At 54.2% G+C, this 13,148-nt stretch carries 10 protein-coding genes; 2 read left to right on the top strand and 8 right to left on the bottom strand.

What is annotated here, in order from left to right; translation table 11 throughout:
- The first annotated feature begins 10 nt into the window (after positions 1-10).
- Both Q4P78_RS05450 and Q4P78_RS05445 read left to right on the top strand, forming a co-directional pair.
- Positions 11-1,093: a restriction endonuclease subunit S gene (locus tag Q4P78_RS05450; protein WP_303339344.1), complete on the top strand. Its 1,083-nt coding sequence runs from the start codon at positions 11-13 to the stop codon at positions 1,091-1,093.
- An 85-nt stretch (positions 1,094-1,178) separates the two neighbouring features.
- Positions 1,179-2,540: a hypothetical protein gene (locus Q4P78_RS05445; protein ID WP_303339343.1), complete on the top strand. Its 1,362-nt coding sequence runs from the start codon at positions 1,179-1,181 to the stop codon at positions 2,538-2,540.
- Between the two features lie 630 nt (positions 2,541-3,170).
- Here the strand turns inward: Q4P78_RS05445 and Q4P78_RS05440 are convergent.
- From Q4P78_RS05440 to Q4P78_RS05405, 8 genes are all read right to left on the bottom strand, one after another.
- On the bottom strand, positions 3,171-3,710 hold the full coding sequence (locus Q4P78_RS05440) for a hypothetical protein (RefSeq protein WP_303339342.1): 540 nt from the start codon (positions 3,708-3,710) through the stop codon (positions 3,171-3,173).
- Between the two features lie 359 nt (positions 3,711-4,069).
- Positions 4,070-5,803 carry a 2-isopropylmalate synthase gene (leuA, locus tag Q4P78_RS05435; RefSeq protein ID WP_303339341.1) on the bottom strand — a complete coding sequence of 578 codons (1,734 nt, stop codon included), beginning with the start codon at positions 5,801-5,803 and terminating at the stop codon, positions 4,070-4,072.
- A gap of 273 nt (positions 5,804-6,076) precedes the next feature.
- Positions 6,077-7,510 (bottom strand): LCP family protein, encoded by a 1,434-nt coding sequence (locus Q4P78_RS05430; RefSeq protein WP_303339340.1) that lies wholly within the window; start codon positions 7,508-7,510, stop codon positions 6,077-6,079.
- A 188-nt stretch (positions 7,511-7,698) separates the two neighbouring features.
- Complete coding sequence (locus Q4P78_RS05425; RefSeq protein WP_303339339.1) at positions 7,699-8,823, bottom strand: GTPase Era; 1,125 nt, start codon at positions 8,821-8,823, stop codon at positions 7,699-7,701.
- A 36-nt stretch (positions 8,824-8,859) separates the two neighbouring features.
- Positions 8,860-10,206 (bottom strand): hemolysin family protein, encoded by a 1,347-nt coding sequence (locus Q4P78_RS05420; protein ID WP_303339338.1) that lies wholly within the window; start codon positions 10,204-10,206, stop codon positions 8,860-8,862.
- Between the two features lie 9 nt (positions 10,207-10,215).
- Positions 10,216-10,737 (bottom strand): rRNA maturation RNase YbeY, encoded by a 522-nt coding sequence (gene ybeY, locus Q4P78_RS05415; protein ID WP_303339337.1) that lies wholly within the window; start codon positions 10,735-10,737, stop codon positions 10,216-10,218.
- A 58-nt stretch (positions 10,738-10,795) separates the two neighbouring features.
- A complete protein-coding gene (locus Q4P78_RS05410) occupies positions 10,796-11,947 on the bottom strand; it encodes a PhoH family protein (RefSeq protein WP_303339336.1) in 1,152 nt (383 codons plus the stop codon).
- Between the two features lie 279 nt (positions 11,948-12,226).
- Positions 12,227-13,030 carry a 16S rRNA (uracil(1498)-N(3))-methyltransferase gene (locus Q4P78_RS05405; RefSeq protein ID WP_303339335.1) on the bottom strand — a complete coding sequence of 268 codons (804 nt, stop codon included), beginning with the start codon at positions 13,028-13,030 and terminating at the stop codon, positions 12,227-12,229.
- Positions 13,031-13,148: the final 118 nt, after the last annotated feature.

The raw sequence follows: 13,148 nt of genomic DNA, 5'->3' as shown, positions 1-13,148 counted from the left end.
GGAGAAGCTTTTGGCTTCTGCCAAGTGGGAGGAGTTTGAGATTGGATCACTATTCGAGTTCCAAACCTCAGCTAAGCGTTTCGATGCGAACAAGGTAAATATTCTTACTTCGGGCACTAAGCCGTATGTTGTTCGAACCTCACAGAATAATGGAGTCCGCGGTTATCTGGATGAAGACGATGAGTATCTTAACCCGGGTAATACTTTCTCCTTTGGTCAAGACACCGCCACTATTTTCTATCAGGCAGACCCGTACTTTACCGGAGACAAGATTAAGGTACTTATCCCTCGTTTTAAGGGATTGACGGCAGATAACGCACAATTCTTCAAGATTTCTCTCACGAAAGCATTTTCCGGTTTTTCATGGGGCAGTTCACGTTACACAGTATCTACACTTGAAGTAGTTCCAGTGCTACTTCCTGCCAATAACGGAGAGCTAGACTTTGAGTTTATGGAGAAGTTTGTGGCGGAGCTAGAGGCGCAGCGTCTAGCGGAGCTAGAGGCATATCTTGAAGCTGCTGGATTGAAGGACTACACCCTCACCCCGGAAGAAGAGGAAGCTCTGCAGGAGCTCAACACTACTAAGTGGGGAGAGTTTAATCTGCTAGATCTTTTCGGTCCTTCCACCCGTGGCAAGCGTTTGAAATCTGCGGATCGTGTAGACGGCACCCTTCCTTTCGTTACTGCAGGTGAGAAGGATACTGGTGTGTCCGCACATATCTCAAACGATGTTGAGGTATTCGAACCCCACACTGTCACGATCGACATGTTTGGCTCCGCTAAGTATCGTCCTTATGAGTATGGCGGCGATGACCATGTTGCAATCGTACATACGGAATCGATTCCGCCTATGGCTGCTATATTCATAGCTTCTGCTTGTCACAAGGCAGCACATACGGGCGAGTTTAACTATGGCAGGAATTTCTACGCTAAAGATGCAGATGCTCTTTGGATTAAACTTCCTGTCAAAAATGAAATTCCGAACTACGGATACATGGAGACCCTTGTATCTGCAGTTCAGAAGCTTGTGATTAAAGATGTAGTTGAGTATGCAGATCGTAAGATTTCTGCAACTCACCAAGTCATAAGCTAAGACCGCTACTGAGTGTGGGTGGGGATAGAGTGAGGCTCTATCCCCACCCACACACTCCCCTCTCCCCAACAAACATAAGGAAACTATGAATAAGGTATATAAAAATCGTTGGTCCTACCTCCTGTTGAAACCTATAGATAAATTCATTACTATTAATGGATTTATCTTTTTTGCAGTTTTCATAGCATCTATTATATCATTTCCATTTCAAAACAATTTATACTCGGAAAATTACCGAGGCACCCCAGAATATATTAACAGGAAAGGAGCATGGATATTTATCCACCGTTGTTATGAATTGCTAAATTATATTATGGTTTTCAAAATTAACTGGGGCGCAATCCCAGTTATCATGGCAATCATTGGCGGTGCATACTGGGCAACCCGCAAAGATTATGATTCTTTATCTAAATACTCAAAAATTGAACTAGAAAAATCTGATGCCTTAAATTTCTTTACTAAATGGGCAACATATATAACATCCTGCTATCTTTATATATATTCTATCTATATGATAACTAACTGGAGATATGTATATAGAGAATCGAATTCATCCGACACCGTATCAGCGAGCGCCATAAAGTATATAGAGCAAGGTTGGTATATGCCCCCTGAAGATATCAGCCTTTTTATCACAATACTCATTATTTCATATACGCTTTTCATCTTTGCTCGACTTGGTTGGGATAATCCATATATTACGAAAGAGAAAATAAGACTAGCAGAAATAAAATTAGATAAATACAAGAGGAATCTTGGGCGATATAAAACAAATAACGATTATATTATTACTTTCGTAATAAATTACACCCTTAGGCCAATTATTATATTTACATTTACGTGGCAGATATTACTATATATACGACTTGTGATCCAAGTGCTTCGTGGTACATCTAGTATAGAAAATATATTTGACTTTCGCTCGTTTCAATCAGGAATTTACCTGGTAAGTTTCTTATTGTTTATAATGACATGCCTGATGTTCTTACTGAGATTCTTCTATTGTTATATAATGGGGTTCATACTAATTAGAGAATCTACCCCTCTAATTCGAGATATCTTTAACATACTATCCATAGCTTTCGAAAGTGTATTAATATTATTATTAAATAAGATTATGCTCGAGATCCTTAATATCAAAGATTCACTATTTAATGGTTGGGCTGTTTTATCTACCACTCTATATATCCTAATAATCATCCATACCGCGCTCCACCCATTTCCATTCAAAATCTTTAGATGGAGCATCAAAAATATTTCGTCAGGGATAAATCCTGAAAAATTTAAATATGCTTTATTAGGTGAAAAGGTTGAAAATCTGACCAATTTTTGTGAAGATGCCAAAACAAAATATAAGGAGCAGAAGACTAGTGATGGAACTGAATCACTTCAATCAAAATTAAAGATTTCCCGCTCCGTTCATTCATACAGAATAAAAGGAAAATAAGAAAAATAGATACGGTGGGCTGAGTATTAGTACTCAGCCCACCACCTTTTAAGAATGAAAACCGGCCCTTGGCTCCCTCCCGAAGGAGGACGGCGGAACCAGTTGTAATATATATAAGTCTACACTGTTATGTTGGGGTATTCAATCCCCTACATGTGATGCTGTGGACTTTGCAAGTCACACGGCACCCGGACTGGCATCCTGAAAAAATTAATTCCACCCTCACCATTTTTTGCACAGTCCTCGAGGAATTAATTTTTCAAGGTTCTCCGCGTTCCCAACAGACACGGGAGCGGCGGGGTGACTGTACAAGTCACCCCGCTACCCTTGTATTTAATGAAACAGATCCGTGTATACCGTGGGAGGTATGCACGGATCTGAGTAAATGAGGACCGGCCCTGGCTACCTTTAACAGGTCGGCGGTGCCGGTCATGTTGCATACAAGTCTACACTGCTAAGTTGGTGGCGTTCAACCCTCCATAGGTGTTAAACGCATGGGACGAGCCCCAGGGAGTTGCCTTCCCGAGGGCACTTGCGCGAGCTTCTTACCTGATCTAAAGAGCATCATCCCATGCGGAATCTTATACGTCGGGCGTTAACGGGCATGCAGATGTTATAGACGTGTAGCGCTCAGGGACGGGAGCGCTTGAGGATTGTGATGCCGGTGTCTTCCACCAGGACGAAATACTCGCCATCATAGCTAAAACCGCAGACGTAATACCCCAGATGCGCATACATCAGCTGCTCTGCAGGTTCAGAAAAAGCCTGCCTCAACCTCGCCAGCGCACCCTTCGGCCGCGGCGGCGTATAGAACACAACATAGCGGTTAAAACGGAAGTCATAGTTAGGATCCGGAAGAGCCTCAACCCTCACCCTATCCCCCGCCTCCGTAGACAAAGGTAAGGCGCCACCATACTGGCCCGCCAAAGAAATAAACTCATCCGGCAGCAAAGTACAGACAGCCGTTAAACTATCCTCGTCATACTCACATTCGCAAGGACGCACCTGCCCCGTCGCACAATCAACCAGCGTGACCTTCTGAGAAGAAATCACCAGCAGCTGATGAGGCTGCGAGCGCGAGAACCCAATCCACTCCAGACCGCCCACACCAAAAGAAGTGCTCAGCTCCCAGCCAGGGGGCGCCTCTAAATCCTGATGTGCAGAAGGCATGGGGCTCCTTAAAAGTGGGGTGTTCTTTTGATATATCTATCTTATACAGCGCATGGGGTGATGCTCTGAATGTGTCAGAGTAAGGCGAATACAAAACGCATGGGACGAGCCCCAGGGAGTAACGTTCCCAAGGTCGCTTGCGCGAGCTTCTTACCTGAGCTGAAGAGGCTCATCCCATGCGGAATCATATACACCGAACGGCCAAGAGGCGCCTCTCATGCGGGTGTTGTATCGGCATCGGTAGTGTTAAACAAAGCAATCCGGCATATGCTGGGGATTTCTATCAGGCCTGTGCCAAGCATCGGCCGGATAGAAATCCGCAGCATAGCCGGATTGCAGTCGACTACACAGAGTAATATTTAGCGCAGGGCGCGGTTGACCGCAGAGACCATAGCCTTCAGCGAGGCACGAGTGGTCGAATCGTCAATACCAATACCCCAGAGCACACGGTTACCCAGAGCGATCTCGATATAACATGCCGCCTGAGCCGCAGCATTCGAAGACATGGTGTGCTCGGAGTAATCCAGCACGCGCAGGTCCACACCATCCGCCTCGAAAATATTGCGCATAGCGTCCACAGGACCGGTACCGGTACCCACGCTCAGTACACTCTGACCGTTCACATTCATGCGTACGCGCAGGCGAGTCGCGCCGGTATCGGCAGACTCGGTCGCAATGGACTCAATGCGGTAGCGGCCCCAACGATCCCCCGCCTCATTGGTCGGCAGGTATTCATCAGAGAAAATGTTCCAAATAGCGCTCGGGCTCAGCTCACCACCGGATGCATCCGTGCGCTCCTGAACCAGCTGCGAGAACTCCTGCTGGGCACGGCGCGGCAAATCCAAACCGTAATCGCGCTTGAGCAGGTACGCCACGCCGCCCTTACCGGACTGCGAATTCACGCGAATAATCGCCTCGTAGGTGCGGCCGACATCCTTCGGGTCGATCGGCAGGTACGGAACCTCCCAATAGACCTCGTCAATGCTCTTACCCTCCGCAGCGGCGGTACGTTCCAGAGCCTCCAGACCCTTCTTAATAGCGTCCTGATGCGAACCGGAGAACGCGGTGTACACCAGATCGCCGCCGTAGGGGCTGCGCTCGGGCACGGACATCTGGTTGCAATACTCAACCGTGGAGCGAATCTCATCAATACGCGAGAAGTCAATCTGCGGGTCAATGCCCTGAGTGTACAGGTTCAAGCCCAGGGTCACCAGGTCAACGTTACCGGTGCGCTCGCCGTTACCGAACAGGCAGCCCTCAATACGGTCAGCGCCCGCCAGGTAGCCCAACTCAGCCGCCGCAACACCGGTGCCGCGGTCATTATGCGGGTGAATGGACAGCACCACATGCTCGCGATGGTTCAGGTGACGATCCATCCACTCAACGGCGTCCGCGTAAACATTCGGGGTTGCCATTTCCACGGTTGCGGGCAGGTTAATCACAATCTCGCGACCGTCAGTGCCGATCTCGAGCTCATCCATGACCGCATTGCAAATACGCGCGGCGAACTCAAGCTCGGTACCGGTGAACGACTCGGGCGAGTACTCGTACATAACCTTAGTGTCGCTGGTCATCTGCTCTTCGTACTTGCGGCAGAAACGAGCACCCTGCAGCGCAATATCAATCACGCCCTCTTCATCCAGGTTGAAGACCACGCGGCGCTGCAGCACGGAGGTGGAGTTATAGAAGTGCACAATGGCGCGCGGTGCGCCGTCAATCGCCTCAAAGGTGCGGGCAATCAGGTGCTCACGCGCCTGCACCAGCACCTGAATGGTCACATCATCGGGGATGTGGTTGCCCTCAATCAGGGTGCGCACAAAGTCAAAATCGGTCTGGGATGCCGAGGGGAAACCCACCTCGATCTCCTTATAGCCCATGCCGACCAGCAGCTTGAACATGGTCAGCTTACGCTCGGAATCCATGGGGTTCACCAGCGCCTGGTTACCATCGCGCAGGTCAACGGCGCACCAGCGCGGCGCCTTGGTGGCGACCTTCGTGGGCCAGGTGCGGTCGGGCAGGTCAATAGACAGGATGTCATGGAAGGGGCGGTATTTGTGGACCGGCATGCCGCTGGGCTGCTGTTTGTTCTCCAAGACTTCCTCCTCGGGAGTATCGTATGTGTAGGTTCGGTGATGCGCCCGTGGCAGGATCTACTGCTCGATTCTCCGGGCGCATAATTCCATTGTAGATGTGCACGCTGGAAGGTTGCGGAGGCGCAGGCTCGCTTTCCATGATGTGGACGTTATCCGGAATGTGGACTTAAAAAGCACCGGGTGCTCACACGGTTATCCCGTAACGGAAACGTGAGCACCCGGTGCTTATATTCAATGATTGATAGGGGCTACTCCCCCGGCGCTAGAGCGATACTAGCCGAAGATCGAAGCGTGCTGACACTTGACCTGATCAGCGGTCTGACCCGAAGCGCTACCGGCGATTTCCGCCTCCTGCTTAGGCAGAGCCTCACCCTCGGTAAAGTCAGTACCCACGGTCACGGCAACACCGGCAATACCCTGCAGCGGCAGAACATTGGTAATGTTCATCTTCGCCGCAATATCGCGGGCTTCCGCTTCGTAACCATCAGCGTAGAAGACCGTGGACTTGGCAATGAGCTCCACGCCGTTCATGGGCGTTACGTTCTCATAGCCGGCATTGGACACCACGCTAGAAATAGCCTGCGCGCGACCGCTCACGCCAGAAGCGTTGGTCACGGTCACCGCCACGCTCTTATCCAGAGTTACCGCGGGAGCGGCGGGGGCAGCAGCAGCCTCTTCAGCGGGGTCGACCTTCAGGGATTTATCGTCCTGCAGGCGCTTGAACACGGCGTCCGCATCCTTGGTTACCTGCAGACGGTTAGCGTCCTGAACCCAGGGCTCGGTCGGCACGGTCGCAAACACAACATTCTTCAGGTCTACACCCGAGAGGGTCGAACCCACGCTCACCAGGGTGGAAACGTTCGCCAGATCCTTATCCACGGTGGTGTTCTCAGTCACCGCGTTCGCAATATTAATCAACTTGCCGGGGTTGCTTAGAGTACCCTCAGCCTTAACCTTGCGCAGCAGAGACGCCAAGAAGCTCTGCTGAGCCTGAATACGACCAATATCCGAGCCGTCACCAAAACCGTGACGCGAGCGCAGGAACGCCAGCGCCTGCTCACCCTGCACCGAGGAGGTACCGGCGGGAATATCCAGACCCGAGGAGGGGTCGTCAATCGCTTCGTCCACGCAGACTTCCACGCCGCCGACCACATTGGAGAGTGCCTTTACAGCGTTAAAGTCGACCAGCATAAAGTGGTCAATCTGCACGCCAGTCAGCTTGGAGACCGTTGCCACGGTGCAGCCGGGGCCGCCGTGGGAGAGGGACTCGTTGATCATGTTCTCTTCTTCGGGGTAGTCCACGCCGTCGTCACCGTGACATTTGGGAATGGTCACGATCAGATCTCGCGGGATGGAGAGAACATTTACGTTTTTCTTGTCTTTGCTGATTTGCAGCAGCATCATCACGTCGGAGCGTGCTGCGGAGGCGCGGTCGTTTTCATCACCGTAGTCGCCGTTGGCGCCCTGGCGGGTGTCCGAACCGATAATCAGGATATCCAGCGCACCGGATTCAATACCGTTGTAGTCGCTGCTATTGAGCGTGCCGGTGTGCAGGTTGGATTGCCAGCGCATGGTGATTGCGTAACCAAAGCCGAGCACGATGACCATGCACAGTGCCATGCACATGGCGATCCATTTATTGCGTGCTGATTTGACCACGCGGTTGCGCATATGGCGGCCGCTACTTCGCATCTGAGGTTCCGTCATCCTCATAAGCCTTTCAGTCGAGAAATATACATCTAAGCTAGCAGTTTATAGGGTTATACTGCTAGTTTTATCCACACTATGACATTATCCCGGTATAGTCCCACGCCCCGCATAGCGGAAACATAGAAACCTATACCGGGATAGTCAATGCACCGGTACCGGGCTCTCCGAGAGAAACCCTCTAGACCCTAGAAGCCCAGGCGGTTCAGCGCGCGCGGGTCAGACTGCCATTCCTTAGCAATCTTCACGTGAATATCCAGGAAGATACGCTCACCCAGCAGCGCCTCCATCTGGGCGCGGGCGCGCATACCAATCTTGCGCAGATTCTGACCGCCCTTACCGATCACAATCGCCTTCTGAGACTCACGCTCAACGTACAGGCTCACGTGAACATCCAGCAGCGGCTTATCCTTGGGGCGACCGGCGCGGTAGTTCATTTCATCCACAGTCACCGCAATGGAGTGAGGCAGTTCGTCACGAGCGCCCTCCAGAGCCGCCTCGCGCACCAGCTCAGCGATCAGGGTTTCTTCCGGCTCGTCGGTCAGCTCACCCTCGGGGTACAGCGGCGGGGAAAGCGGAATGTACTGGGAGAGCAGGTCGGCGACCGCCTCCACCTGGAAGAACTGCACGGCAGAGACGGGAATGATCGCTGCCCAGCCGCCCTTGCCGTCATTGGGCATGGGCTCGTCAATATCGTGACCGGACTCGCGCTGAGCCGCAGGTCCCGTACCCTTAGCAAATGCAACGGGCTTTTCGTTCTTGACCTTCTTACCGGCGGCGCGCTGCTTAGCACGGTGCTCGGCACGCTTGGCGCGGGCTGCACGCTCGGCGCTCATGACCTCTTCACCCAGGGCGGCAACAGCCAGCAGCTGCTCGGAGAGCTGCTCAGCATTGACCTTATCCGCCTTGGTCACAATAGCAACCACGGGCTTATTGCTAGATGCCACCAGCTGGGATGCAATATAACGGTCACCGGGGCCAATCTTCTCGTCCGCAGGGATGCAGAAACCGAGCACATCCACCTGGGAGAGGGTACCCGCCACTAAATCGTTCAGACGCTCGCCCAGCAGGGTGCGGGGGCGGTGAATACCGGGGGTGTCCACCAGGATTAGCTGGTAGTCATCCTTGTGCACAATGCCGCGGATGGTGTGACGGGTGGTCTGGGGTCGGTTGGAGGTAATAGCCACCTTCTGACCCACCAGGGCGTTGGTCAGCGTGGACTTACCGGCGTTGGGACGGCCGACCAGGGAGGCGAAACCCGAACGGAAATCCGGCGGGAACACCGGCAGCGGAGTGCTGAAATCAATTTCCATAATATATTCCTTAACTCGTGAAAACGTGAGCTGCACCTAGGCGCTAGGCTCAGTCTCCTGTGAAAATTCTTCGATAGTCTGTGTATTCGGGGTGCTCTCCCCCGGGCTGAGATGGGCGCTACGATCCACGCTGGCAATAATGGTCTGCACGCGGTGGCGACGGCCGCCCGCACCGGTAGCGCGCAGGTGAATACCCTCCACGCTGACCTCGGAGCCGACAATGGGCACACGGTTTAGGTGCTTAGCCATCAGGCCGCCCACGGTATCGACATCTTCATCCTCAAGGTCAATACCGAAAATCTCGCCCAATTCTTCAATACCCAGTCGCGCCGAAACCCTAAAGCTGCCGTCTTCTAGCAGTTCGTATTCGGGGCGTTCCTGATCGTACTCATCGGCAATATCGCCCACAAGTTCCTCGATCAGATCTTCCAGGGTGATCATGCCGGCGGTTCCACCATACTCATCGACCACAATTGCCACGTGGCTGGCTTCGCGCTGCATTTGGCGCAGCAGCTCCATGACGGGGCGGGATTCCGGTTCGAAACGTGCCGGGCGCATGAGCTGCTCAATGGGAGTATCCGGGCGAGCATTCGAAGTCACCAGGGCGCGCATGGTGTCTTTCAGATACAGCACACCCAAAATATCATCCGAGGATTCACCAATCACGGGCATGCGGGAGAAACCCGAGCGCAGGAAGATCTGCAGTGCCTCTTCGCAGCCGGTGCCTGCCTCCACCGAAAGAATATCGGTGCGCGGAACCATCACGGAACGAATGCGCGTATCGTCCATTTCGAATACGGACTGTACGATCTGCGCTTCGTCGTCTTCAATGGTTTCTGCCGCTTCGGCGCGCTCCAGGAATTCGCGCAGCTCATCTTCCTCAAAGACACCGGCGGCGCGCTCCACCTCGCGATTGGGCGCCAGGCGGGATGTTAGGGCATCCAGGGCACCGGTCACGGGCGAAAGAACCGCAGCATTGAGAGAAATCGGGCGGGCAAAGAGCGCAATCATGGTCGCGGCACGATTACGACCGGCAGAGCGAGCCAGTACATGCAGCAGCGGGTAACCCACCAGCGCCAGCAGCACCAGGGTCAGGGCGAGCGCCAGCGGATGCGAAACCCAGCTTTCAAAAGCCAGCAGGGTTGTCGCGGTTGCGGCACCGGCAGCCAGCACGCGCGCCAGGCGCAGGGGGTGCGTATAGCGTTCGCTCTGACCCTGCACGGCGTGCTCAAGCACACGCTCAGCCACGGTCCCCGGGTGCTTGGCGGCAATCTCTTCCGCCTCGGCGTGAGGCAGGTAGGTAAACGCTGTCTCGGCAATCGCAATCATCACCGCAAAAGCGCAGCACAGCAGAGCAATGGCCAGCAGTAGAAAACCAGTCACGCGCGCGCCCTAGTGCTTGGTCTCAACCGGTGCCGGGCGACCCAAAAACGCCTCGAGGATCGAGCGCTGAATGCCGAACATTTCAGCCTCTTCCTCGGGGGTGTGGTGGTCGTAGCCCAGGCAGTGCAAAATACCGTGCACGGTCAGCAGGCAGAACTCGTCCATGGTCGAGTGGCCAGCCGCCGCGCCCTGGCGTGCAGCCACGGGCGGGCAGAGCACAATATCACCCAAGAAGCCCTCGGTCAGATTGTCCTCGGTACCCGGGCTCAGCTCATCCATGGGGAAGCTCATGACATCGGTCGGGCCGGGCAGGTCCATCCATTCAATGTGGATTCGTTCCATTTCCTCTTCGTTGACCACGGAAATGGACAGCTCGGTTTCCTGGGAGAGGTACATGCGGTCAAAGGCGAAAGCGACCAGGCGCTCGAGTACCTCAACGTCTAGCTCGGCAAAGGACGCCGCAACAAAGGCGTCTTCCTGCTCGCCGGCGCCGGTTGCCGGGTCTTCTACCTCAAGTTCAATCTGTGCCACGGGGGCTCCTTAGCTGGTTGATGTGGGCGAATATGGGCTGTAGGCATGTGTGCGCGGTTTAGGCGCCGGTTTCCTTGGTGGAATTTTCCGTGCCGGAGGCGCGCTGCACAAAGCCTGCCGCTGCCTGTTCCTTGCTTACTTCGTCCTCGCCATTGATACCGGCGCGGTCGAGCAGGCGCAGGGCTGCTGCCTCAATGGTTTCGCGCTTGACCTTGCGGTTACGCTTGCGTTCCATGGCCTTCTGGTCCTCGCCCCAGCGGTCGTATGCGGAGACAATATTGGAAACCAGGGAGTGGCGCACCACGTCGGTGGATTCGAGAATACTAAAGTGGATATCTTCCACGCCCTCGAGAATATTACGCACCTGCTTCAGACCCGATGCCTGACCGCCGGGCAAATCCACCTGGGTCACGTCACCGGTAATGACCATTTTCGAGCCGAAGCCCAGGCGGGTCAGGAACATTTTCATCTGTTCGGCGGTGGTATTCTGCGCCTCGTCAAGAATAATGAAGGCGTCATTGAGGGTGCGACCGCGCATATACGCCAGGGGTGCGACCTCAATAGTGCCGGCTTCCATCAGTTTGGGGATGGTTTCGGGCTCGAGCATATCGTGCAGGGCATCGTAGAGCGGGCGCAGGTAGGGGTCGATCTTATCGTTCAGGGTGCCGGGTAGGAAACCCAGGCGTTCACCCGCCTCCACCGCAGGACGCGTCAAGATGATACGAGACACTTCGCGTGATTGCAGTGCCTGAACCGCCTTTGCCATTGCCAAATAGGTTTTACCCGTACCGGCAGGACCAATACCGAAAATAACGGTATTGTCGTCAATGGCGTCCACATATTTCTTTTGGTTAACGGTCTTGGGGCGAATAGTCTTACCGCGCGTCGACAAAATACTGGTGGACAGCGCCGTGGAGGCAGCCAGCTCATCGCCCAGCATGCCCATCAGGCGGTGAATGAGCTGGGTGGTGATCTGCGTATCGTGGCTGGCGAGCACGCGCAGCTCCTGCAATAGTTTCGCGGCGGTGGTCACCGATTCGCTCGGGCCGGTTACCAGCAGGTCAAGGTCCTTAGGGATAATCTGCAGACCCTCAAAATAGTCCTCAATAATGCTCACATGAGCATCCGACGGGCCGAGCACCGCGATCATTTCAGCTGCGCTCTTGAAGCTGACGGTGCGTGCCGTGGCAAGCGGTCGTGAGGTAGACATAAAAGCTCCTAGGCTAGTAGGTGAGCGGTTTCCGCCCTAACGCTCAACCCATTGAACGTTACGATTCTGCGAGGCAAACGGGCACTACACCGGGTGCGCGAGGTTGGGAAAAACCCGCAGAATATAGGGAAACCGTAGCACCATTATACCGCCCGGCAGCACCCAACCGAATATCTATGAGCATAAAAGTATGGTTCTTATGCTCTAGACACAATAGGTACTATGGGCGCGGGCGGAGCATAACGAGGCGCGGGGCACGCAGGGCGTGGAACGGTGCTTTTAGAAACGCCCCGTGACGGTGTTCAGCACGCACAGAGCCGCCGAGCCCGCGGTGGAGGCGCGCAGCACCTCCGTACCCAGCAGCGCCAAGCGTGCACCCGCCTGGGTAAAGAGCTCTACTTCGCGCGGGGCAATACCGCCCTCGGGTCCGACAATCACATAGATTTCTGCGGGTAGGTTCTCACTGGAAACTAGAGCCGAAAGTTGGGTGGAGAGGCGCTCGGTGGCATTTTCATGCAGAATAAAAACAGCGGCTTCCGGGATAGCAGAATCGGACTGTTCAGAACCCTCAGCCGGAGCGGTGACCTGCGCAATAAACTCCGCCAACTCCACCGAAGAATGCAAATCGTACACGGTAGGAATCAGCGCGCGACGGGACTGCTTAGCCGCAGCATAGACCGTGTTTTCCCACTTGGCGTGAGCCTTCGCGGCGCGGTCGCCCTTCCAACGCACAATGGAACGGTCCGCACTCCAGGGCACCACGCCCGCCACACCCAACTCGGTAGCGGTCTCAATACCCAGCAAATCGCGACCGTCCTTTGCCAGAGCCTGCACCAGGTAGGTTGCCGGGGCGGGCACCTCGATACCCAGAGTTTCAACGCGAACCGCCACGCCATCGGGCAGGATCGCATCCACCGTGCCGTGAGCGTAGGCGCCGGAACCATCACCCAGAGAAATCTCCTCGCCCAGCTCCATGCGCTTGACCAGGGCGTGCTTACCCTCGGCGCCGCGCAGCTCAAAAACGGAGCCTGCGGCTAGCGCCTGCATCTGCTCGGCAGAAATATAAAACATGGGGGCGGTCATGACTACCTCATTTATTCTGAAATGTATCGGACGGGCTAAGTGCTAGCACGAATAAAACACGAGTCACATAGAGCCCGAATATGCCCGCAGGGCGTGTACTCCCCCATTCTACGGGAAA

This window comes from Rothia sp. (in: high G+C Gram-positive bacteria) (genome assembly GCF_030540545.1).
In the GTDB taxonomy this organism is placed as follows: domain Bacteria; phylum Actinomycetota; class Actinomycetes; order Actinomycetales; family Micrococcaceae; genus Rothia.
The sequence above is the reverse complement of the archived record's forward strand: the minus strand, read 5'-3'. Positions and strand labels throughout refer to the sequence as shown.